The organism is Rhizobium sp. NZLR8, from assembly GCF_019685025.1.
Classification (GTDB): domain Bacteria; phylum Pseudomonadota; class Alphaproteobacteria; order Rhizobiales; family Rhizobiaceae; genus Rhizobium.
The window spans coordinates 336,570-358,922 of record NZ_JABDVY010000001.1 but is presented as its reverse complement, the minus strand read 5'-3'; the positions used below and the strand labels follow the sequence as shown (position 1 = coordinate 358,922).

Annotated in this window: 18 protein-coding genes and 1 pseudogene; 5 read left to right on the top strand and 14 right to left on the bottom strand. The window is 61.1% G+C overall.

Annotated features, from left to right (window positions below; genetic code table 11):
- Nucleotides 1-8: 8 nt before the first annotated feature.
- From HJB89_RS01660 to HJB89_RS01645, 4 genes are all read right to left on the bottom strand, one after another.
- The gene (locus HJB89_RS01660; protein WP_207585473.1) at nt 9-1,079 is read right to left on the bottom strand and encodes a lipocalin-like domain-containing protein; all 1,071 of its coding nucleotides are present in this window, start codon (nt 1,077-1,079) and stop codon (nt 9-11) included.
- Entirely contained in the window at nt 1,069-3,477 is a 2,409-nt protein-coding gene (locus tag HJB89_RS01655) for an ABC transporter permease (protein WP_221148765.1), read from the bottom strand. The genes HJB89_RS01660 and HJB89_RS01655 overlap by 11 nt, the downstream gene beginning before the upstream one ends.
- A complete protein-coding gene (locus HJB89_RS01650) occupies nt 3,474-4,133 on the bottom strand; it encodes an ABC transporter ATP-binding protein (RefSeq protein ID WP_207585621.1) in 660 nt (219 codons plus the stop codon). The genes HJB89_RS01655 and HJB89_RS01650 overlap by 4 nt, the downstream gene beginning before the upstream one ends.
- Before the next feature lie 225 nt (nt 4,134-4,358).
- Nucleotides 4,359-4,697, bottom strand: coding sequence for a copper resistance protein CopC (locus HJB89_RS01645; RefSeq protein WP_221115621.1), 339 nt, complete (start codon nt 4,695-4,697; stop codon nt 4,359-4,361).
- 340 nt (nt 4,698-5,037) lie between these two features.
- Here HJB89_RS01645 and HJB89_RS01640 point away from each other — a divergent pair.
- Nucleotides 5,038-5,444, top strand: a pseudogene (locus tag HJB89_RS01640) (Rrf2 family transcriptional regulator).
- Nucleotides 5,445-5,499: 55 nt separating this feature from the next.
- Here HJB89_RS01640 and HJB89_RS01635 read toward each other — a convergent pair.
- From HJB89_RS01635 to HJB89_RS01595, 9 genes are all read right to left on the bottom strand, one after another.
- Nucleotides 5,500-6,399: an RDD family protein gene (locus tag HJB89_RS01635; protein WP_221148763.1), complete on the bottom strand. Its 900-nt coding sequence runs from the start codon at nt 6,397-6,399 to the stop codon at nt 5,500-5,502.
- Nucleotides 6,396-7,472, bottom strand: coding sequence for a stage II sporulation protein M (locus HJB89_RS01630; protein WP_221148761.1), 1,077 nt, complete (start codon nt 7,470-7,472; stop codon nt 6,396-6,398). Before HJB89_RS01630 ends, HJB89_RS01635 begins: the two co-directional genes overlap by 4 nt.
- Nucleotides 7,472-8,791: a DUF58 domain-containing protein gene (locus tag HJB89_RS01625; RefSeq protein ID WP_221148759.1), complete on the bottom strand. Its 1,320-nt coding sequence runs from the start codon at nt 8,789-8,791 to the stop codon at nt 7,472-7,474. The genes HJB89_RS01630 and HJB89_RS01625 overlap by 1 nt, the downstream gene beginning before the upstream one ends.
- Nucleotides 8,792-9,748: a MoxR family ATPase gene (locus HJB89_RS01620; protein ID WP_221148757.1), complete on the bottom strand. Its 957-nt coding sequence runs from the start codon at nt 9,746-9,748 to the stop codon at nt 8,792-8,794.
- On the bottom strand, nt 9,735-11,009 hold the full coding sequence (locus tag HJB89_RS01615) for a hypothetical protein (RefSeq protein WP_221148756.1): 1,275 nt from the start codon (nt 11,007-11,009) through the stop codon (nt 9,735-9,737). Before HJB89_RS01615 ends, HJB89_RS01620 begins: the two co-directional genes overlap by 14 nt.
- Nucleotides 11,002-11,757, bottom strand: a complete 756-nt coding sequence (locus HJB89_RS01610; RefSeq protein ID WP_207585464.1) for a hypothetical protein — start codon at nt 11,755-11,757, stop codon at nt 11,002-11,004. Before HJB89_RS01610 ends, HJB89_RS01615 begins: the two co-directional genes overlap by 8 nt.
- 3 nt (nt 11,758-11,760) lie before the next feature.
- Nucleotides 11,761-12,207, bottom strand: coding sequence for a DUF805 domain-containing protein (locus tag HJB89_RS01605; RefSeq protein WP_207585620.1), 447 nt, complete (start codon nt 12,205-12,207; stop codon nt 11,761-11,763).
- Between the two features lie 202 nt (nt 12,208-12,409).
- The gene (locus tag HJB89_RS01600; protein ID WP_221148754.1) at nt 12,410-12,856 is read right to left on the bottom strand and encodes a DUF805 domain-containing protein; all 447 of its coding nucleotides are present in this window, start codon (nt 12,854-12,856) and stop codon (nt 12,410-12,412) included.
- A 336-nt stretch (nt 12,857-13,192) separates the two neighbouring features.
- Entirely contained in the window at nt 13,193-13,672 is a 480-nt protein-coding gene (locus HJB89_RS01595) for a class I SAM-dependent methyltransferase (protein ID WP_221148753.1), read from the bottom strand.
- 124 nt (nt 13,673-13,796) lie between these two features.
- On the opposite strand from HJB89_RS01595, the gene HJB89_RS01590 reads away from it, so the two are divergent.
- Complete coding sequence (locus HJB89_RS01590) at nt 13,797-14,972, top strand: DUF3095 domain-containing protein (RefSeq protein WP_207585462.1); 1,176 nt, start codon at nt 13,797-13,799, stop codon at nt 14,970-14,972.
- 174 nt (nt 14,973-15,146) lie between these two features.
- Here HJB89_RS01590 and HJB89_RS01585 read toward each other — a convergent pair whose 3' ends face one another.
- A complete protein-coding gene (locus HJB89_RS01585) occupies nt 15,147-16,484 on the bottom strand; it encodes a nucleotide sugar dehydrogenase (RefSeq protein ID WP_207585461.1) in 1,338 nt (445 codons plus the stop codon).
- Nucleotides 16,485-17,054: 570 nt separating this feature from the next.
- Between HJB89_RS01585 and HJB89_RS01580 the strand changes: the two genes are divergently transcribed.
- The 3 genes from HJB89_RS01580 to HJB89_RS01570 all read left to right on the top strand — a co-directional run bounded on the left by HJB89_RS01580 (nt 17,055) and on the right by HJB89_RS01570 (nt 22,351).
- Nucleotides 17,055-18,398 carry an adenylate/guanylate cyclase domain-containing protein gene (locus tag HJB89_RS01580; protein WP_207585460.1) on the top strand — a complete coding sequence of 448 codons (1,344 nt, stop codon included), beginning with the start codon at nt 17,055-17,057 and terminating at the stop codon, nt 18,396-18,398.
- A gap of 156 nt (nt 18,399-18,554) precedes the next feature.
- A complete protein-coding gene (locus HJB89_RS01575) occupies nt 18,555-20,450 on the top strand; it encodes an ABC transporter ATP-binding protein (protein WP_207585459.1) in 1,896 nt (631 codons plus the stop codon).
- Entirely contained in the window at nt 20,444-22,351 is a 1,908-nt protein-coding gene (locus tag HJB89_RS01570; RefSeq protein WP_207585458.1) for an ABC transporter substrate-binding protein, read from the top strand. The genes HJB89_RS01575 and HJB89_RS01570 overlap by 7 nt, the downstream gene beginning before the upstream one ends.
- Nucleotides 22,352-22,353 lie beyond the last annotated feature (2 nt).

Here is a 22,353-nt window from a genome sequence, read left to right as displayed (position 1 = left end):
GTGAGTGCTTAATACCCGGTCATTTCGAGATATCCGACACCTGACGTGGTGCCCGTGAAGTTTACCGGCCCTTCCCAATAAGGCGTCGAAGTCGCCATCCAGGACTGGTCGTTCAACGGTTTGGTCGTGATATCGAGTGACTTACCCGGCACGCGGATACGCCACTCTACCGGCATCTGGTGCCCATTGACCGTTGCCTCTCGTGTTGGCTCCAACTGAACGTCGTCTTGCGACAGAGGTGTGGTTTGCCCATCCGCGGATATCCAGTTTGCGGAGATGAACCCGTCCATGTTGTCACGCAGGCGAAAAGCCATCAGCTTATCGCCGGATTCCATATGCAGTGAGAACCAGTCCCAGCCTGTTTGATTGGACGCAAGCGGCTGCGACGACCACTCTCGATCCAGCCAAGCCTCACCCGTGACATCAACCGGCGCCCCGGAGATCGAAATAGCGCCTGAGACCTCATAGAAAGGCTGCGAGTAGTAATAACTCGCCTGCCCGTCAGCCGACTTCACGGAAAAGCCGTTGTCGCCCTGCAGCACCAGCGGGCCGTCAGCCTTGAGGTGCAAGCCATAGCTGAAATCCGGCCCGTTTGCGGAGAGCGAAAGGTTGCCAAGAGCAAGCGAGCCTGCTCCATCAGCAGCTGTCGTCTGCCAGTCGTCGATCCACGCCCGAAACGGCATTGACTCAACGCCCGCTTGTCCAACTCCTCCCCGGCCAAAGCGCTCCGCGACATACTGGTGGGTTTGAGTGGTGATAGCCGCATGTCCGATCCAGACCTGCGGATCCGCGAAGCCTTCTTTGTTTCCCGGGGCCAGTGCGGATCGGAAGAGCGTCCATTGCGCGCCGTACTGCTTTTTATCCTCGCCTGTGAGGTTGGCAGTCACATACCACCATTCAATCCGGTAATCAGGATGAGCGCCGTGATCGGCGGGAAACGAGAGAGTGCCGCCATGTTTCGGGATCGCAAATCCCTGCGCATCTGACCCCAGCCCGGCAAAGCCCTGTGCGAAGGCATGTGCGCTTGCGCAGCTCATAACAACAGCCATCAGGACAACTGCCTGCATTCTAACGTTCATTGGCAAAGATCCTCAACAGATCGACCGGATTGACCGAGGCCAGACGCCGAACGGGAACCAACACCGACAGCAATGATGCCAGGAGGGCGATTGCTCCCAGCCGAAGCCAGTCCATTGGAAACACCATCATTGGCAACCGCCATCCAAAGGCCTCGACGTTCACAATCGCCAGCAGCACCCAGGCCAGGGCGAGACCAACCGGGATCGCCGCCAGAAATGTTGCAAGCCAGAGCGCAAGTGTTCGCGCCACTTCATAGAGCGCCAAGTTTCGTCGCCGCACGCCCATTGCCCATAACGGCGCGAGCTGAGGAAGCCGAATACCTGACAGCGTCAAAAGACTTGAGAACATGGCAAATCCTGCCACAGCTAGCGTGAGGACGTTCAGCGCACCCGTCACCTTGAATGTCTGGTCGAAGATGGCTCTCGATTGTCGCTTGAGGGAGGCCTGGTCAACGATCGCGGTATCCGGCAGACCGAAATCTTCTACCAGCTGACGCTTAAGATCCGAGGCTCGCTCGGGAGGCACTCGGACGCCGTAACGAAGTTTGGGTACATCGGGATAGTGATCGACCAGGCCATTGATCCCCACGATCACTTGACCATTTGGATTGCCATAGTCCGAATACACGCCGACGACAGTCGCGCTCCAGCCACCAGGCATCACCAATGGCTGGCCGATCTTAGCTTCGCCGCGACGCCACATCTGCTCATTGATCAGAGCGCCCTGCCCCGCGGCGACCTTTTCCCAGACCTCCTTGTCTGAAGCAATCAAGGGCCAATGCTCACGATAGGTGGGATCATCCGCAACGCCGAAAATCTGGATCTGCTCACCGAAGACTTCACCGTCGACGCTCCAGATTGGAAGGACTGCTGTCGCGCGCTGCGGAAGCCACGCCCGTAGCCGGGCAGCTTGATCCTCATCCTTGGCAGTCACGTAAAGTTCTGCGGCCAGGCGTTGATCCAGCCACCCGATAAACGTCAACCGGAAACTGGCAACCATCGTGCCGACGCCGATGTTCGCCGACAATGCGAGCAGCAGAGCAATCAAGGCCAGCGACAAGCCAGGGAGTTGCATGCGGGTGTCTGCCCAGAACCATTCTACCAGGGCGCTTCCTGCCAATCGATGAGATGCGGTCAGGATGAGGGCAAGAAGTCCAGGTAACATAAGAGCTGTTCCGAGCAGCAGGCAGCCCAGCACCGCAAAGCCCGCCACGAGGCCGGATGCCGTGATCGCAACGACGACGGCCACGACAAGCAAAACTCCGCCAGCTCCGGCCTGATAAGCCAGTGATCTGGCCGACTCTCTTGCCCACGCCCGCGGTTGAGCGGCAGCCAAGATCGGCAGCTTCCAAACCCGCCAAAGGCTCTGCGCTGACGAGACAGCGGTTCCGCCAAGGGCAATCGCCAGTCCCGCCAACCACCACTCCGGCCGAATGGAAAGCGAACCCGATACATTGGCACCATACAAGCCCCGGAGCGTGGCAGCCACACCCGGCATTAGCAGCGAAGCGATCATGTATCCAAGGATGACGCCGATCAAACCCGATACCAGCGCGAGCACCGAGAGTTCGGCCACAAGCATGAGGGACAGCGCCCGAAGAGAGACACCAAGGGACCGCAGCGTTCGGAAGGTGCCACGACGCTGCTCGAAGGTCAGGCCTGTGGCCGAATAAACGATGAAAAGCCCAACGACGAATGAGAGAAAGCCGAAAGCAGTCAGGTTGAGATGGAAACTATCGGTAATGCGGGCAACGTCTGGCTGGTCAGCCGGTTCGCGAATCGTCAGTCCGGGTGCAATCCGGTCGAGAGCTTGGGCTTTGAGCTCTTGATTGGCAGCAACCACCAGGCGGTCAATCCTCCCGTACTTTTCGAGCAACCTGTCGGCGACGGATATATCGACGAAGGCGGCGCCATCGGGGACATTGTCGTCGACTTTGACAGGCATGTCCGGGCCCCCGCGCAGCCGTTCGGCGGTCGCGCTCGATACCAGAAGCTGTCCGCCGGCTGAAAAGAAGCCCGAGAGATCCGAGCCGCTGACGATCGCCGCACCCGGAGTGTCCCTTGGCATCGTCAGAGGTTCGATGCCAACCAGCCTTATTCGCGTGGTTCCAAGACGGTAAATTCCCTCAATGACCGGCGAAACCTGCAAACCCGCTCGACGCAGGTTTCCATAGATTTCGGTCGTGATACCGCCACCGTTGTTGGCGACGATCTGTCGAAGACTGCCCTGCTCCAAAACGGATGACGCCCGTGCGTAACTTGCCCTGGCCTCGGCGTTGATTGCCTGGACACCAGACCAAAGAGCCGTAGCGAGCGCAATTCCCATTACCAGGGTGAGCAACTGAAGCGGTTTTCGGCGCCAATGAGAAAGAAGCGCTGCGAACGCGACAACCTTCATCCGACAATCTTCCCGCCGCGAAGGACCACTGTTCGGTCCAGACGCTCTGCAAGCCTCGCAGAGTGAGTGACAAGCAGGAGAGCCGATCCCGCTGTCCGCGCCAGACTGACCATCAGGTCAAGGACGACATCCCCGGACTGCTCATCTAGATTGCCCGTTGGTTCGTCGGCGAGAATGAGTGGCGGTCGAGCGGCCAAGGTTCGTCCGATTGCGACGCGCTGCTGTTGCCCTCCAGAAAGCTGCTCGGGGTATCTTGCGGTGTAATCGCCCAGCCCCAATCTATCGACCAACTCTTTTTCCCAAGCGCGGTCGTACCGGTTCGCGAGTTTGGCGTGGAATGAGATATTGGCCGCGACAGCCAGTGACGGAATGAGATTGAACTGTTGGAAGATGAGTCCGACCTTGGTCCTGCGGTAATGTGCGCGTTCGTTTTCACTGAATTGCTTAAGATCTCGGCCGTTCATGACGACGGAGCCACCATCTGCATGGTCCAGCCCTCCCGCCAGATGCAGCAGCGTACTTTTGCCACTGCCGGACTCTCCCGTCAGGGCGACGCTTTCGGCAGCCGCTACGTCCAGATCGACGCCCCTCAGTATCTCAATCGGGCCTTCGGCGGTCGAATAGGATTTTTTGACGCCGGACAGCGTTAGGATCATCATGAACTCTGGAAGCGGCATTGATCGGCGCGTTATCCTCAACTAGGTGAGGTTCTCCTTCACGACAAGGTCCGAAAACCGGCTGATCGATGATAGTTCCTCGCCGCCAGAGCCCTCCAAAGTTCTCGAAGAATGGATCGCAGCGGTCTTCGCTGGCACCGTCGTCCTTCAAGCTCTCGTATCGCCCATAAATTCGGGCACGAGCATGGTAGCTCTACGGCGATTTCATTGGCCAACTTCAATGGAAACGAAGCCTTCTTCGGTATCGCCATCAGTCGTCGGTGTGCTCCACCTGAGCGTATAATTGCCTGGCCGCAGCCTGTCGCGAGTAGAAACAATGACCTCTCCTTGAGCAGGGCCTTCCTTGGCGCCTGCGCAGGCGACCAGATGGTTCCGTTCATCGCGCAGCTCGAAGACAGAGCGGGACAAATCGATCTGATAGGAAAAGGACAGTGAGACGTCAGAGCCTGTTACAGGCAAGATCTGGGCAACACCTGCAAAGGCGGCATGCGGCACCAGCGAGACACCGGCAATGATTGCCCAGATCGTAATTCTCCGCAGCATGGGCGATATCCTCAGAGCTAAGAGATTGAATGCGCAACCAAGCCACCGGGTTCCAGGCGGCAAAGGTCGCGCACGGCCGACACGCTATCGAGGGCGTGATTCGACAATGGCATCAGGTCACCAACGCGCGTCACATTTGTCGACCGGAGGAGGACTGTCTGCCGCGAAATCCACAACTTACGAACTCGTTGAGCGCGCCCCAAAGACAGCCTGCGCGTCTTCGAACAGCGCCCTGATCAACTCGCCCGATGGCAGATGCTGCGTCAGGCGAGTGCCTGTCCCGACGACAGGTTGGTGAAGTCGTCCTGCCCTTTTGCTTCCACTGCACCTGCTGATCCATATGGACCGGCATGAGCAGTCGGCGACTCCGACATGATTGCGAAGATGCTCAACACGAATCCCGTCGTCGTCCGCCGCACCATGGCCGGCCTTCGCGAACAGGGCTATGTCCGCTCCGAAAAGGGCCACGGCGGCGGCTGGACGCTGCTGCGTCCGTTGTCGGAAATCACGCTGCTTAATGTCTACAACGCGCTCGGCGAGCCACATCTCTTCGCTATCGGCCCCGCCGATGATCGGCCGAAATGCCTTATGGAACAGGCGGTGAATACCGTCCTCCGAGATGCGATGAAGGAGGCGGAGGCCCTGCTCCTGCGGCGGTTGGGCAGCGTAACCCTGGAAGAAATCGCCGCCGACTTCGAAGCAAAACTGACCTCGCGCTCAGCGACGTCCTATTCCTGCGCCTCATGAGGGTTATGTTCCGCAGCAGAGGACATAACGGCTTTCCTTGCATGGCGAAGCCGCTTCAAACCAGCCTCTTCGCCTCTGTCCTCGTATGCTCATGGTACTTGTTTTCGCGCAGCGTTCCGAAAAGCTTCAGGCTCTCCAGATGCTCGCGCTGGGCGCGGTAGAATTCGTTGAGAAAGAACAGTTCCTGGCCGGGCTTCACGGTCTCGGGATACTGGATCCTTCGGGTAATGGTGCGGACGATCTGAGCGATCTCCACGCTGTTGCGGCTCTTCGTCGTGTCGCGGAGCACATCTTCCAGCGTCTGCAGCTCATATTTGCCGTAGATATCGAGATGCTCGGGTGAAAATTCGAATGCCGGCTGCGAGTCGGCGGCGGCAATCGCAGACAGTGCGAGGTCGGACAGCAGCACCGAGCGCGGATTGTCGACCACCAGCGTGCCGGCGATGATGTCGCCGAGCCGTTGCCGGCGCCGGTTGGCGAGCGGAACGATCACGACCACCAGAAGCCAGGCGCTTGTCAAAGCGTTTTCCAATCCCGACTGCGTGGCAATTGACGCCAAAAGGGTCATGGGAGCGAAGATCTCCACCTCTTTCATCAGGTTGCGCGCGGTAACCTGATGGGGCGTCAGCCGCCGTCCGTTGGCGTTGATGACGCGGATGCCGGTAATCTTTTTTCCGAGTGTGCGTCCGTTCCAGATCAGTTCCGATAAAATGTAATAGGGAGTCCTCACCAAGAAACCCAGCAAGACGATCAGCATCATCTCGACGTTCGAAGGCAGGATTCCTGTGAAGGCGATAACGAAGGCGCAGATGAGGATGAGGATACCGGTGAAGATGATGTCGAGGATTTGCGCGCCGAGGCGGCTGCCGATGGAGCCGATCGCGAAACTGATCGGAACACCCTCCGGCGGGATGAACTGTTCGACGCGGTTGCCGTCCTGAACTGACTGGTTCATCGCACAGGCTCACGCGAAACTTTATTTTCGCGGCCTCCAAACAGCAGCCAGCCCACCCAGAAGAGGCCCATCCCCCAGCCGATGGTGAGGCGCCAGATCGGATCCTGTATCAGCTGGCGAAGGAAGCCTTCGATGAAGGCTGCCACGATCAGCATCAGCGCCGCAAGGATCGCGAGCTTGACGGCGTCACGTCCCTGGTGGCGTAACGCCTCCCGGCGGGTTCGTGCACCCGGCAGAAGAACGGCAAGTCCGAGCCTTGCTCCCCCCGCGCAGGCGATGGCGATGGCCGCAAGCTCGGTCACGCCGTGGATCGAGAGCCAACCGAAGACGTCGTAACCCAGGCCCTTGCGAGCAAACATCGCGAAGAACGCGCCCATGATCAGGCCATTGTAAAAGGTCAGGATGAAGCTCGGTACCGACACGAAAATGCCGAGTGTGAAAATCAGCACGACGATGGTGGTGTTGTGGGAAAAGAGAAATGCGGAAAAGGCGGAGAGCCTGTCGCTGTCATGCCCTTCATCGCCATAGATCGTCGAGCGGAGATAATCGGCCGATGCATCCGGGGTGCGCTGGTCGGCCAGCCGCGGCGGCACCAAGGTATAGAACCAGCTCGGATCGCTGGTGCAGAGCTTGTAGCCGGCAAGCGCGCCCAGCACGAGCGCCAGGAAACCGATGAACAGAGGCAGGGCCGATCGGCGCACCGCCTGCGGAATGCCCTGCACCAGCAGGCGGGTGAACAGGCCGCCGAGGCTTTCCTGCGGCGCATAGACGACCAGATAGGCCCGGGCGCAGAGGCTCTCCAGATAGGCGATCAGGGCACGATCGAGGGAAATGTCGCGGGCCACGCTCAGCGAGTTCATCGCCTGCCTGTAGCCGGCGGTGAGATTGCGGACCTCATCATAGCCGAGGGCGGCTGCGCCACCTTTCTCGGCCCGCGTCACGAGGTCGTCCAGCTGACGCCAGTGCGTTTCGCGCTCCACCCGGAAGCGCGCCGAGCGAAGCATATCGGTCTGAACAGCGCCGACGTTCACCGTCCCGCCCGTATCTCTCCTGTCGCCGATACCGATATCCATCATATCATCTCACGGGATTTGATTTCGATGTAACGCGCAATGAGATCCGAGGTCAGTGCCTCCGGTGTGCTGTCGAGACAGAGTACGCCGAGACGCGCCAGCTTTTCCATCACCGTTCGCCTCTCCTGAAGGATCTGGCGCGCCGCCACGGAGCGGGCGATGGCGTCCAACGTCATCTCCTCGGGTTCCACCAGCTTTGCCAGCATCGGATCGCGCAAGGCGACGTAGACGATGAAATGATGCCGGGCGAGCACCTGAATGTTCTCGATCATCAGCTCCGCCGTGATGCTGTCGACGAAATCGGAAAATATCACGATCAGCGAACGTCGTTTCAAGCGCCCCGACAGATGCGTCAGTCCCAGCGTATGGTTGCTCTCCTGGGTTTCATACCGCAGCTCGGCGCACATCGTCTGCAGCCGGGGAAAGGCTGCTCTTCCAGGCAAGGCCGGCACGAACAGGCGCGGGCGGCTGTCGAAACTGTAGAAACCCACGAGATCGCCGGCAAGACCACCGGCCCAGCACATTGCCAATGCCGCGTTGATGGCGCGATCGAGCTTGGTGAAGCCGCCGAGCTGTTCGGCCATGAGCCGTCCGGAATCGATGCACAAGATGATCTGGTGGTTTCGTTCGGCCCGCATCTCGCGCACCACCAGATTGCGCATCCGGGCGGACCGCTTCCAATCGATGCTGCGCGGATCCATGCCGCTTACAAATTCACGCAGCTGATGGAACTCCGATCCTTCGCCACGCAGCCGCAGATCTTTCTGACCGGCTTCCAGCGGCAGGATCTGCGTCCTTATCGCACCTGACAGCACCGGCGATATGTCAGGCAGAACGGCAATCTCTTTCCCCACCGGCATGCGCGCGATCATCTCGAGCAGCTTCAGCCGCGACGGCCACTTCAGCCACAGGTCATGGATGGCGTATCGTCCCCGTCGTGTCAGGTGAAGATCCAAAGAGGCCCCGGCAGATTTCTCTCCAGAGACTGACATGGGGCTCGCCAATCTGCTTTCGCCGACGACGAGCTCGGGAGCGCAATCGAGCCGGATCTCGATATTGTCAGGCACTGCGCCCTTCTGCGGCCGGATAGTGGCCGTGAACGCGGCGGTGTGGCCGACAAAACCTTGCGGCGGCAGATCGAATTCCACCGTCATCCGGCCCGACAAGGCCGACATGACCAGATCGGCTGCCGTCACCGCCGCAAGCGCGATCCAAAGGCCGAGTAACAGGTAGCCCATATCGCGCCACCACACGCTGACGAAAACCGTCACCGCCGCCAAAATCAGAACAAGTGCGATCAGATACCGGGATGGCCGCATTTAACGGGGCGCATCCACGCGGTTCAAGATGTTGCGGAGCACCTCGTCCGGTGTGCGGCCGTCGATTTCCGCCGAAGGCGAGAGAATGATGCGGTGGCGAAGCGCCGGCACCAGCAATGCCTGAACATCATCCGGCAAGCCGTAATCCCGGCCCTCGAATGCCGCACGCACACGCACGGCCGAGGCCAGAGCGTCGGCGGCGCGCGTCGATGCGCCGCAGAGAATATCGGCATCGGAGCGCGTGGCGCGCACCAGGTCGACGACATAGGTCAGGATCGTGCTGTCCAGATGGATCGCATCGATCAGCGCCCGCCCCTCGGCGAGCGTCGCACTGGTGACGAGCGGGCGGATGCCGGCATTGCGCATATCCGATTGCAGCGCCTGCTTCGCATGTTTGGAGAGGATGGCAATTTCCGTATCTCGGTCGGGAAATTCGACGACGAGCTTGAACAGGAAGCGGTCGAGCTGGGCTTCGGGCAGGGGATAGGTGCCCTGCTGCTCGATCGGGTTCTGGGTGGCAAGCACGAAGAAATCCGGTCCCAGGGAATAATCGGTTCCGTCGAGCGTGACCATCCGCTCATTCATCGCCTGGAGGAGCGCGGATTGCGTCTTCGGCGGAGCGCGATTGATCTCGTCGGCGAGAAGGATATCGGTAAAGACCGGACCCTTGGTCAGGTGGAACTGATTGGTCTGGAAGTTGAAGAGATTAACACCCAGGACATCACCGGGCATCAGGTCGGGCGTGAACTGGATGCGACGATAGACCAGTGCCATGGCGGCGGAAACCGAGCGCGCAAGCAGGGTTTTGGCCGTACCGGGAGGGCCCTCGACGAGACAGTGGCCGCCGGCAAAGATCGAGATCAGGACGAGATCGATGATCGCATCCTGCCCCTGCACCACTTTGCCGATTTCGCCGCGAACCGTGGCGATAAGATTGCGAAATTCACCTAGATCCAAGCTCAATGCTCCCTAGCAATTTTCTGAATATCTCGAGATGGCGGTGGAGGTCCGCCCGCGTCATCACATGTCCGCGTTCGATCAGCGCCTCGGCTGTAGCGTGCAAGGCCTGCGCCCCTGCCTTGTCGCGGCGCGCCAGACGTTGAAACAGCCGCGTAATACCTGCCTGATTGCCGGCTCCAGAGCCGAAGAGCAGCTGCGCTTTATCGGCCAGCAGATGCAGCACGAACTGGCCGGCCATCCGCCCGTCATTGCCCGACAAACGAAGCAGCCGCGCCGTAGCTTCGATCGCGGCGGTCTTCGACAGCTCGATGTTTGCAGATGCCTCACGCAAAGGCGGCCCGAAGCGATACGCGCCGCGCCAGAAGCAGATCGCTGCGACGACGAGCAGTGTTCCCCAGATAACCGACAGCGGATAGGCGAAAAACCGCTTGAGATCGGAGGCAGAGCGCTCATAGGACTTGCCCTCGTCCACCGGTTTCTCGCTGTCCAGAGGCAGGCCGACCGTATCCAGATAGACCGGCCGCGTCTCGCCGGCGCCGCGCAGCAGCGTGACGAGCGACGCGGCGAAGGAGGCGTTATCGGCCAGGGCCATCCCATGATTGTTCAACAGGTCGGGATCCGACAGAAGATAAGCGTGATGATAGTTCTCGCAATGGATGAGCAGCGCACCGGTCAGCGTGCCCGCAAGCTCCCTGCACGAGGACGGCAAGCTCGCCAGATCGAAGGTTTGCGCTCGATACAAGGCAATGCTGATTGGCTGGTCCGGCTTGAGGCGCGGATGTGCCTCGTCAAGTCCCTTCCCGCTGCGATCGAGACCCAAATCTGAATAACCGATCCTGTCGAGTTCGCCGCGGATGTCGGCGAGATCAACCAGTCCCGCTGCGCTGGCGACACCATCGGTCGACACGCTGCCACGCCATTTCGGCAAAATGATCAGCGTCGGCAGCGCGTAGCGACTTGATTCCTGGACTGAGCTTTCCGAACCCGCCTCATCCGTTTCTTCGCCCGTCTGAGGTGCGACAGCCTCGCCTCGGCGTATCGACAGGGGAACGATGCGCAGCGAGATTTCCGAACTCGCTCGGGCGACATGCGGGTCGGATCGGATGACAGGGATTCCCTTGGCCTGCAGCCACAATTCCAATCCCTTGTTGCCGAGCGGCGAGCGGTCGAAATCGCTGCCCCGCGGCAGCCAGAAGAGTGCCAGCGCTACCAGCACAAGCACCATAACCAGGATTAAAACGGGGGCCGACTTACGCATGGGTCAATCTACCGATCGACAGAAGGTCGCGCGCCGCGGCGAGAAGGGTGCTGAAATGGTTTTCCGCAACGCTGCGACCGCCGTAATGAACGAGTTCCACCGCAGTCAGGAAATTTGCAAGCCGCTCGCGGTCGGGCATATTTTTCGGCAGGCGGGCGAAAACGGCGCGTTCCGTATCGGCACGGAAAAGACGGGTTCCGGTAATATCCGCCGCGTGCAGCAGGCAATGCCTGAGCAGCAGGACAAGCGCCTGCCGTCGATCCGCCATGGCCGCAATGCGCTGCAGGAAATCGCTCGGCTTCTCCTCAGCCTCCGCGGCCGATGTGCGCCAGCTTTCCGGCGCCTCCCCCTGCCGCTTCATTTCGCGAGGAGCAGAGGAGAGCAAGACACCGCCATTTCCGAAGCGGATCCACAAGCCGATGACCGCGATGAGACCGACAAGCACGACGGCAACCGCCAGAGGACCGCTGACGACCGACTCCCGCGGGACAAACAACGGCTTGCGTTGCGGTGGCGATGTCGTCGTATTCGATGCCGGTGCGCCTTTTGCGGAGGCGTCGCCATAGACCAGCGTACAGCGCAATCCGTTCTGCAAGCACTGCGAGGCATATTCGGCTCCGGCGGCGCTCCTTTGATGAGCATCGCCCTCGGCCTGCGGACTGCTGCTGTCCTGCGCTTGCGCAGGCGGAAAGGGAGCCGAGGTGGCCAGGATCAAAGCCACCAGCAGGCCGGCGTTGCGGATGGTCATGCTCTAGGCAAAGACCTCTGCTCGCGCTTCAGGACGCAACGGATCCGGACCGAACTTGTTCGGACCTTCGGTGCCCTTCATCACGGAAATAATGGTAATCGCGAGCCCCGTAACAGTACCGACATAGGGAACCATGCCCAAGACGATCACCGCGAGATACCACCAACCGGAAATGTTGCGATCATGGAAGCGGCGAACCTGAAGGGATAGGATGGGCAAAACGAGGGCAAGCGCCAACAATCCGCCAATAATCATAAGGACGACCACCAGTGAAGATGTTCCGCCCTGCTGACCGGAAAAAGCGCCTGCCGCGAAGGCCAAAATTACTATTGCGAGAGCCAACAACGCATAGAACAGCTGAAACCACCAATATTCCGACCGGGGGGCCCTGCCGGAAAAGGTTGCGTATTTCTGCGTCAGAACAGTCCGAACAGCTTCAGTAAACCCCAATTGAAACGCTCTCATTGTGCCTGCTGCAAGCAAGGCGCCTACAGTCTTATCAACGTCCTGCTTAATAGTCGTTTTTCGGATAAAACAGCTACAATTCAAACGCAGAAATTGCAATAAGCCGGTTGCTTCAAAACAGGCGCTAACTCATGTGGAAACTAACCGCAGAAACGGAGCTACCAGCAGGCTGCGGATGCCCATGCTGTTAGGCAAAGACTTCTGCGCGCGCTTCAGGACGCAGCGGATCGCGTCCGAACTTGTTCGGACCTTCGGTGCCCGGAAGCACGTTGATCACCAGGATCGCAATAACTGCAATGAGACCCATGTAGGGAACGAAATTAGCAACGCACAGCGCGAGATACCACCAGCCGGAAATGTTGCGATCATGGAAGCGGCGAACTTGAACTGCTATCGCTGGCAAAAACATCGCCAGCCAAATCAATCCGCCGAGGAAGAAGAGAAGGCCGAGCGGTGGCGGAACTCCGTCCCGGAAGTCGGAAAAGCCGGCGACCAAACTGCACAGGATGCCCATCGCAAGCAGCACTGGAACATAGAATAAGACATACCACCAATATTCGGCGCGGGACGCCCTGCCGGAGAAAGTTGCATATTTCTGCACCAGAACCGTGCCGGCAGCTTCAGTAAACCCCACTTCGATGCCCCATCTGTGCTAGCGGCGAGTCTGGTGATCGCTCACCTTTCGGCTCGGACCTACAGCCCGACGAAAAACAGCTACAATTCAAACGCATAAATTGCAATGAGGCAGCTGCATCGCGTCAGCATCCAAACGCGATGCTTGGGCGGAAAGATTTTTTAACTTCGTTGCCCGGGGAATTCGATCGTATAATGTGGTGGTTTACACGCCTCCCCGTGCCGCGTAGCCCCCTCATCCGCCTGCCGGCACCTTTTCCCTGCGGCTGAGAAGAGAATCGTGGCAACGCCTCGCTTCTGTTGAAACCTCGGTCGCCACAGTCGCCGCTACCACGGCTTATGTCCTCCGATAAAGAAAATACCGCCCTTCCTTGATTCCCTCCGGCAGCGGCAGCGCCGCCAGTTCGGCATGCTCCAGCGGCAGGCCGCTGACGGCGATGCCGTTTGGGGCGATGACGGCGGCCATCAGCTGCGGCAGCCAGGTCAGCGTCACCGCGTCGATCTCGTCATGGCCGGTGCCGATGTCGGCATGGGCAAGGGCCGCGCCGATGCCGAGGAAGGCCTGGCCGGATTCGCGGATATTGCCGGTCACCATATCTTCCGCCGCGGGTGTCGAGGCTGAATAGGAGCGGACCTCCCAGTCGAAGGCGACGATGCGGCGGCCGGGGAAATTCTCGCGCAGGTGATCATAGGTGCGGCCATTGCCGAGGCCGAATTCCAGCACCGGACCCTCTGTTTCGCCGACCAGATCGATGATCGCGTTCAAAATGTCGCGTTGGGCCGTCAACCGGCGAATGAAGCTGTCGAGGCGGCTCATCTAATCCGTATCCGTCATGAAAAATCGTGCTCGGGTGCTAACACATGAAACCTTGCCAAGTCGATTGCCGTAAATGGGAAATGGCGTTGCAGTGGCAACATGGGTCTGTGCTAAGCTGGATGACATGAAAACCGTGACCGACGAAGAATTCTTTGCCGCCGTGCCGCTGTTCAGCGTCTTCGAGGGCGTGACCGATGCCGCCAATTATCGGCCGCTGCCGGACGGATGGGTGCTGGCGCTCGCCGACATCGTCGGCTCGACGCAGGCAATCGCCGGCGGCCGTTACAAGGACGTCAACATGGCGGGCGCCAGCGTCATTTCGGCGGTGTTGAATGCCGTCGGCAAGGGCGATTATCCCTTCGTCTTCGGCGGCGACGGTGCGCTGATCGCGCTTCCGGGTTCGCTGGAGCAGGCGGCGCGCGATGCCCTTGCCGCGGTGCAGGTCTGGGTCGAGGAAGATCTCAGCCTGATGCTGCGCATCGCCATCGTTCCCGTCGCCGACACCCGCGCCGAGGGTCTCGACGTCCGCGTCGCACGTTACTCGGCAAGCCCGCACGTCACCTATGCGATGTTCTGGGGCGGTGGCACCAGCTGGGCGGAAAGACAGATGAAGCTCGGCCGTTACGCCGTCGACCGCGCCGCCCCGGAAACCCGCCCAGATCTCACCGGCCTCTCCTGCCGCTGGAGCCCGATCGATGCGCAAAACGGCGAGATCGTCTCGATCATCGCGGTTCCCGGCGAAGGCCGCCCGGGCGAAGAATTCCGCGAGCTCGTCAACGGTATCGTCGCCATCACCACCGAACAGAACCGCGATAGCCATCCGGTGCCGGCCGGCGGCCCAAACTTCGCCTTTTCGCTGCACGGCATCAATCGCGAGGCCAAGGCCACCGCGCCGGCCGGTCGGCGGTTGCGGCAGAAGCTCTTCATCTTCCTGCAGCTCGCCGTTACCGTATTGTTCTACAGGCTCGGCATTCCGCTCGGCCGCTTCGACGCGCGCCGCTACAAAAGCGACGTCGCCGGCAATTCCGATTTCCGCAAGTTCGACGACGGGCTGAAGATGACGGTCGACGTCGATGCCGAACATCTGAAACGGATCGAGACGTTGCTGGAAGCGGCGCGGGCCAGGGGCATTGCCCGCTACGGCCTGCATCGGCAGGCCTCGGCGCTGATGACCTGCTTCGTGCCGACGCCGATTTCGCGCGACCACATGCATTTCATCGACGGTGCATCAGGCGGTTATGCGGTGGCCGCCAGCCGGATGACCGGCAAGTCGCTTTCTGCAACGCCGCCCGTCATCTGAGACGCGCACCGAAGAAAGGCAACCCGCCGCTTTGACGGCGACGGGCTGATCTCATCCTGGTTTACGCAACGACTTAGCGGGAACGGCAACGACCGGTTCGGGTAGTTTCCTTGTCGCCGTCATCGTAGGCAATGCCGACGGGTGCCATCGAGCCTCCCTTCTTAGCTGTGGCCGTCACGCCTTGATGATGTGACCGGCAGAAAGCCCGAGCCGGTTGAAGACGTTGCGCGTGTCGATGATCAGCGCAGCACTTTTTGCGAGCGTCGCATAATCCACGCTGTCATGGTCGGTCGCGACCAGCACCGCATCGTAACCGGCGACCGCTTCCGGCGTCAGCGCCACCGATTGGCGGCCCTTCAGCGCCTGGTATTCGCGTGTCGGCGGGATCTCGGTGACGAAGGGATCGTGATAATCGGCCCGTCCGCCGCGTTCCTCAATGATCTCGATCAGCCGCAGCGATGGGCTCTCGCGGATATCGGCAACGTTCTTCTTGTAGGCGAGCCCGATCACCAGCACCTTGCTGCGGCTCAGCGCCTTGCCGGCGCGGATGTCGAGGGCTTCGGCAAGCTTGCCGACGACATAACGCGGCATTGCCGAATTGATCTCGCCGGCGAGCTCGATGAAGCGGGTGGGCAGCTCGTATTCGCGCGATTTCCAGGTGAGGTAGAAGGGATCGATCGGGATGCAATGGCCGCCGAGGCCGGGGCCGGGATAGAAGGGCATATAGCCGAAGGGCTTGGTCTTGGCCGCGTCGATCACTTCCCAGACATCGATGCCCATCGCCGCATAGACGGTCTTCAGCTCGTTGACGAGGGCGATGTTGACCGAGCGGAAGATGTTTTCGGTAAGCTTCACCGCCTCGGCCGTCGCGTTCGAGGAGACCGGAACGACGGTCGAGACCGCCGCACCGTAGAAGGCCTTCATCAAGGACAGCGCCTCAGTGCCGTCGCCGGCGACGACCTTCGGGATGGTGGCGGTATGATAATTCTGGTTGCCGGGATCCTCCCGCTCCGGCGAGAAGCCGACGAAGAAGTCCGAACCGGACTTCAGCCCGGTGCCTTCGAGAATGACCTTGACGATATCATCGGTCGTGCCGGGATAGGTGGTCGATTCCAGCACGACGAGCTGGCCGGGGCGCAGATGCGCGGCGATCGAGCGCGACGTCGCCTCGACGAAGGAAAGGTCGGGATCGCGGTGTTTGGTCAGCGGCGTCGGCACGCAGATGATGATGACGTCGCAGGCGGCAAGCCCGGCGAAATCGGTCGTCGCCTCGAAGCGTCCTGCTTTGATCTCGGTGGCAAGCGCTGCGTCGCTGACCGCGTCGATATAGGAGCGGCGGGCATCGAGCGCCACCATCTTGGAGGGATCGATGTCGAAGCCGGTGACCGCAAAGCCGCTGCGCGCCACCGCCATCGCCAGCGGCAGGCCGACATAACCGAGCCCGATGATGCCGGCACGCGCCGCGCGGGTGTCGATCTTCTGCAAAAGCGTATCGAAGGTGGAGAGAGCCAAGGCGGGATCTTTCAAACGGGGAAATTCAGGAAGCTGATCTAATGCATGATTGCGGTGAATTAAACCCGGGGGCGGATGTTCCTCTTTTCCCGGCGGCATGCCGTCCTGTCGATGCCAGTGGCTTCCCCTCACCCTAGCCCTCTCCCCGTAAAAACGGGGAGAGGGGACGTGGCCCTGCGCGAGGTGGGTGGGAACGGAGAGGTCGCGGCTCGGCAGGCGGATGAGGGGCAGGTCTCGCCGACATATTTGAAAACCCCTTAGCCGGGGTGTGGCCAAAATGCCCCGCCGCCATCCTTTGCTGCAACTTCAGGGCACAAAAAATGCCGATCCCATTGTTTCGCATTTGCAGCATCCCTATTTTGACTTTTGATAATGAACCGCCGTGAAAGGACCGCCCCTCCGATCCCCCGATAGGGAGCAAAGGGGTGCCGCTGCCGGGCTCTCGGCAGATCGTTGACAAATAATACCGCTCGTACATCCTGATTTCCTTGTGACCTGCGCATGAAAATGTGCCGGCCGGGGGATTTTTGGCTCTTGAGGATGGCGTGGCTTATGAGGATCATACCGAGAATGAGCACGATCGAATCCAGCGTCTCCTCCATCCTGTTGGACCGGGTCGCCGAATGGCTGACGAACTCTTCGCTGGCCGGAGACGAGCTGGAAAACATTGTGCGCGGTTTCTGCGAACGGCTCGCCTCCGCCGGCCTGCCGATTGCGCGCGTGCATCTGACCTTTTCGATGCTGCATCCGCTCTACGACGCGCTGAGCTTCACCTGGCGGCGCGCCAGTGGCGTCACCATCGAGGGCTTCCGCATGCCGGCCGGGCAGAAGCCGGACCGCTTCCTGCAGAGCCCTTATTATTACCTGCTCGACAACAATCTGCAGCACATCCGCCGCCGGCTGATGCAGGAAGGGCCGGCCGAATTCCCGATCTTCGAGGACCTGCGCAAGGACGCTATCACCGATTACCTGGCCTTCGTGCAGCCCTTCGGCGACGGTTCGGTGCAGGGCATGATGGGCTCCTGGTCGACCGACCACCATAACGGCTTTTCCGACGACATGATCGATGCGCTGCTGAGAATGCAGAACCATCTGGCCGTCGCCGCCAAGATGGCCGTGCTCGGCAAGCTCGCCAACAACATGCTGACCACCTATCTCGGCGGCGATGCCGGTAAGCGGGTGCTGAACGGCCAGATCCGCCGCGGCGACGGCGAGACGATCCGCGCCGCCCTGGTCATGGGCGACATGCGCGAATCCACGGTGTATGCCGAAAAGGAAGGCCGCCAGGCCTATATCGACACGCTGAACCAGTTCTTCGACGCGATCGCCGCGCCGTTCAACCGCAATGGCGGCGAGATACTGAGTTTCCTCGGCGACGGCTTCCTCGCCGTCTACCCCTGCGGGCGCCACAAGGACCCGTCGAAAATCGCCTGCGAGGCAGCACTTTCCGCCGTCCATCAAGCGCAGGCGCGGGTTGCCGAACTCAACAGGGATCGCGAGCAGAAAGGCCTCAGCAAGGTCGGCTACGGCATCGGCCTGCACGTCGGCAACGTCATGTTCGGCAATGTCGGCCTCAAGGATCGGCTGACCTTCTCGGCCTTCGGCTCGGCGGTCAACGAGGTGCAGCGCCTGCAGATCCTGACGAAGAAATACGGCCGCGAGGTCGTCGCCAGCCAGGCCTTCGCCGGTTATTGCGGCGGCGAATGGACGACGCTCGGCGAAGAAAAGCTGCGCGGCATCCGCCAGAAGGTGACGGTGCTGCAGCCGCGTGCGCCCACCCCCGAGATCAACGTCGACGAGAGCTTCCGCGAGGCCGTCCAGAACGGACTTTCAGAAGCCGAGCAGGTCATTCTCCTGCACCGTGACGCGAAGAAACAAGTCGAGCGCACAACCATGGAGAAGTTCATCCAGTAAAGCCACGAAACTCCTGCCATAAATCTGCGCATCCCGCCTGGGGAACTTCGGCGGGACGTGGCAGTTTTCCCTTGATTGTCATCTGCTAGACACCCCGTTTGCGGTACGATAGTGTTGCCTCAACGGGAACATAGAAGACTGGGGAATTTCATTGGTATGGCGTCTGCAGCCGATTTGTTGCGTATTGAAAATCTCGACGTTTCCTTCTCGGTTTTCGGCGACCGGCTGCGCGTCGTAAAGGAAGCCAATCTTCGCATCCTTCCGGGCAAGGTCACCGCTCTCGTCGGCGAATCCGGCTCCGGCAAATCGGTGATCAGCCAGTCGGTCATGGGCATTCTGCCCAACCCGGCCAGCGCCTCCGGCCGCATCCTCTTCACCGATCCGCTCGACGGCACCGCGACCGATATTCTGTCGCTCTCGCGCGACAGCGAGGAAATGCGCGACCTGCGCGGCCGGCGCATGGCGACGATTTTCCAGGAGCCGATGACCTCGCTCTCGCCGCTGCACACCGTCGGCAACCAGATCGGCGAAGCGCTGCTGATCCATACCGAAGCCGACAAGCAGGAAGCACGGGAGAAGACCGAGGAAATGCTCGGCCTCGTCGGCTTTTCCAATCCCCACCGCACCTACGACATGTATCCGTTCGAACTGTCCGGCGGCATGCGCCAGCGCGCGATGATCGCCATGGCGCTGATCTGCAAGCCGGCGCTGCTGATCGCCGACGAGCCGACAACGGCGCTCGACGTGACGATCCAGGCGCAGATCCTCGAGCTGCTGCGCGATCTGCAGGCCAAGCTCGGCATGGCGATGCTGCTCATCACCCACGATCTCGGCATCGTCGCCAATATGGCCGACGAGGTGGTCGTCATCTATCACGGCGAGATCATGGAGGCCGGGCCGGTAGAGGCAATCTTCCGCAATCCGCAGCATCCCTATCTCAAGGCGCTGATGGCCGCCGTTCCGCATTTCGACATGAAACCCGGCGAGCGGCTGAAGGCGCTGCGCGACGTGCCGGTCAATCTCGAGACCCTCGTCGGCAAGAAGAAGCCGTTGCAGGCGGAGGCGCCGGGCACACTGCTTTCGGTCGCCAACCTCTCGAAAACCTATAAGACGCGCAAGCGCAGTTTCCTCGGCAAGCACGAAGCCGCCGTCGTGCACGCCGTCGACGACGTCAGCTTCGACATCCGCCGCGGTGAATGCCTCGGCCTGGTCGGCGAATCCGGTTGCGGCAAGACGACGCTCAGCAAGATCCTGATGCGCGCCATCACACCCGACAGCGGCGCGGTGGTGTTCAACGACGGCAAGGACGTAATCGACGTGCTTTCGGTGCGCGGCGAAGCGTTGCAGGATATGCGCACCAAGATCCAGATGGTGTTCCAGGATCCGGTCTCCTCGCTCTCGCCGCGCATGACGGTGCGCAACATCCTCAGCGAACCGCTGGAGATCCACGACCGCGGCGACAGTGACGAGCGCAAGCGCAAGGTCGAAGGCTTGATGGCGGCGATCGGCCTCGACAAGCGTTATCTCAGCCGCTACCCGCATAGTTTTTCGGGCGGCCAGCGCCAGCGCATCGGCATCGCCCGCGCCCTGGCGCTCGGCCCGAAGCTCGTCATCCTCGACGAGCCGGTCTCGGCTCTCGACGTTTCCGTCCAGGCGCAGATCCTCAATCTGCTGAAGGATCTGCAAAAAGAGCTGGGGCTGACCTATCTCTTCATCTCGCATAATCTCGCCGTCGTCGATTACATGGCCGACCGCATCGCGGTGATGTGCAAGGGCCGCATCGTCGAGATCGCGCCGCGCGAGATCATCCTGCGCGACCCGGTGCACCCCTATACGAAATCGCTGCTCGCCGCCGTCCCCTTCCCCGATCTCGACCGGCCGCTCGATTTCAAGGCGCTCCGGGAAAACGGCGCTGCCGACAAGCAGAACTGGGGCGCGACCTTCACCGCCGCGCATGACGACGCCTCCGAGCTTGCCTATGCCGATCTCGGCGACGGCCATCTGGTGCGCGCCCGCAAAGGCGCCGATGCCAAGGAGTTGCGCGGATGGTGACGCGTCGCATTTTTCTGGGCGGCCTTGTCGGCGCAGCGATCGCGCCGGCGGTGCTTCGGGCGCAACAGGCCGGCGAGCCGGAATTCCTCAAGGACCAGCTCACATCCGGCAGCCTGCCGCCGATGGCCGAGCGCATTCCCGCTCGCCCTCGCATCGTCAACCTGAAGGAAATGGGGCTTGCACCCGGCAGCTACGGCGGCACGGTGCGCACCATCATCGGCAGCCAGCGCGACATCCGCTTCATGACGATCTACGGCTATGCCCGCATGGTCGGCTACAACAAGCACCTGCAGTTCCAGCCGGATATCCTCGCCGATTTCCGCTCGGAGGACGACACCGTCTTCACCTTCACGCTGCGCGAGGGCCATAAATGGTCAGACGGCCAGCCGTTCACGGCCGACGATTTCCGCTACTGGTGGGAAGACGTCATCCTGAACGACAAGCTGACGCCCGGCGGCGGTGCGCTGGAGCTTCGCCCTCATGGCAGCCTGCCGCGCTTCGAGATGCTCGATCCGCTGACGGTGCGCTACACCTGGGATAAACCCAACCCGATGTTCCTGCCGACGCTGGCCGGCCCCATCCCGCTGGTCATCGTCGGGCCTGCGCATTATCTCAAGCAGTTCCATAAGAAGTTCCAGCCTGACCAGGCGAAGATGGACCAGATGATGCAGGCCAACCGCGTCAAGAAGTGGCAGGACCTGCACATCAAGATGGCCCGCTCCTACCGGCCTGAGAATCCCAACCTGCCGACGCTCGATCCCTGGCGCAATACGACGCCGCTGCCGGCCGAACAATTCGTCTTCGATCGCAATCCGTTCTTCCACCGCGTCGACGAGACCGGCAGGCAGCTTCCCTATCTCGACCGGTTCATTCTCAACGTCTCCTCCTCGTCGATCATCGCCGCCAAGGCGGGTGCCGGCGAGGCCGACCTGCAGGCGACCGGCATCGATTTCAACGACTACACCTTCCTGAAGGAGGCCGAGAAGCGCTTCCCGGTGAAGGTCAATCTCTGGAAGGTGGCGCGCGGCTCGCGCATCACGCTGTTGCCGAACCTCAACTGCGCCGACGAGGTGTGGCGCGGCCTTTTCCGCGACGTGCGCCTGCGCCGCGCCTTGTCGCTGGCGATCGACCGGCACGAGATCAACATGGTCGCCTTCTACGGCCTCGGCACGCCGAGTGCCGATACCGTCCTACCCGACAGTCCGCTGTTCAAACAGGAATATGCCGATGCCTTCGTGAAGTTCGATGTCGACGAGGCCAACCGCCTGCTCGATGAGCTCGGCCTGACCCAGCGCGGCGATGACGGCATCCGGCTGTTGCCGGACGGGCGGCGCGCCGAGATCACCGTCGAAACCGCCGGCGAGAGCAATCTCGATACCGACGTGCTGGAGCTGGTCCACGATCACTGGGCCAATATCGGCCTTGCGCTCTATACCCGCACCTCGCAGCGCGACGTCTTCCGCAACCGCGCCATGAGCGGCTCGATCATGATGTCGATCTGGTACGGGCTCGACAATGGCGTGCCGACGGCCGACATGTCGCCCTCAGGGCTGGCGCCGACGCTCGACGATCAGCTGCAATGGCCGCTCTGGGGCATGCATTACCTCTCCGCCGGCCAGGAGGGCGCCGCACCGGACTTGCCGGAAGCAGCCGAACTGGTCGACCTGCTCGGCCAATGGGGCTCGACGGCAAAATTCGAGGAGCGCCAGGTGATCTGGCACAAGATGCTGTCGCTCTATACGCAGCAGGTGTTCTCGATCGGGCTGATCAACAGCACGCTGCAGCCGGTCCTTTGCGCCGCCAAGCTGCAGAACCTGCCGGAGAAAGCCCTCTACGGCTTCGATCCCACCTCCTATCTCGGCATCTACATGCCGGATACATTCTGGTACAAGGAGGCCTGAGG

Excerpts from the sequence above, each read along its gene's own strand:
- HJB89_RS01595 (WP_221148753.1), bottom strand. The coding sequence starts at position 13,672 with ATGAGCCGCCTCGACAGCTTCATTCGCCGGTTGACGGCCCAACGCGAC.
- HJB89_RS01570 (WP_207585458.1), top strand. The coding sequence starts at position 20,444 with ATGGTGACGCGTCGCATTTTTCTGGGCGGCCTTGTCGGCGCAGCGATC.
- HJB89_RS01645 (WP_221115621.1), bottom strand. The coding sequence starts at position 4,697 with ATGCTGCGGAGAATTACGATCTGGGCAATCATTGCCGGTGTCTCGCTG.
- HJB89_RS01635 (WP_221148763.1), bottom strand. The coding sequence starts at position 6,399 with ATGAACCAGTCAGTTCAGGACGGCAACCGCGTCGAACAGTTCATCCCG.
- HJB89_RS01610 (WP_207585464.1), bottom strand. The coding sequence starts at position 11,757 with ATGACCATCCGCAACGCCGGCCTGCTGGTGGCTTTGATCCTGGCCACC.
- HJB89_RS01575 (WP_207585459.1), top strand. The coding sequence starts at position 18,555 with ATGGCGTCTGCAGCCGATTTGTTGCGTATTGAAAATCTCGACGTTTCC.
- HJB89_RS01630 (WP_221148761.1), bottom strand. The coding sequence starts at position 7,472 with ATGGATATCGGTATCGGCGACAGGAGAGATACGGGCGGGACGGTGAAC.
- HJB89_RS01580 (WP_207585460.1), top strand. The coding sequence starts at position 17,055 with ATGAGCACGATCGAATCCAGCGTCTCCTCCATCCTGTTGGACCGGGTC.
- HJB89_RS01650 (WP_207585621.1), bottom strand. The coding sequence starts at position 4,133 with ATGATCCTAACGCTGTCCGGCGTCAAAAAATCCTATTCGACCGCCGAA.
- HJB89_RS01660 (WP_207585473.1), bottom strand. The coding sequence starts at position 1,079 with ATGAACGTTAGAATGCAGGCAGTTGTCCTGATGGCTGTTGTTATGAGC.
- HJB89_RS01590 (WP_207585462.1), top strand. The coding sequence starts at position 13,797 with ATGAAAACCGTGACCGACGAAGAATTCTTTGCCGCCGTGCCGCTGTTC.
- HJB89_RS01625 (WP_221148759.1), bottom strand. The coding sequence starts at position 8,791 with ATGCGGCCATCCCGGTATCTGATCGCACTTGTTCTGATTTTGGCGGCG.
- HJB89_RS01655 (WP_221148765.1), bottom strand. The coding sequence starts at position 3,477 with ATGAAGGTTGTCGCGTTCGCAGCGCTTCTTTCTCATTGGCGCCGAAAA.
- HJB89_RS01615 (WP_221148756.1), bottom strand. The coding sequence starts at position 11,009 with ATGCGTAAGTCGGCCCCCGTTTTAATCCTGGTTATGGTGCTTGTGCTG.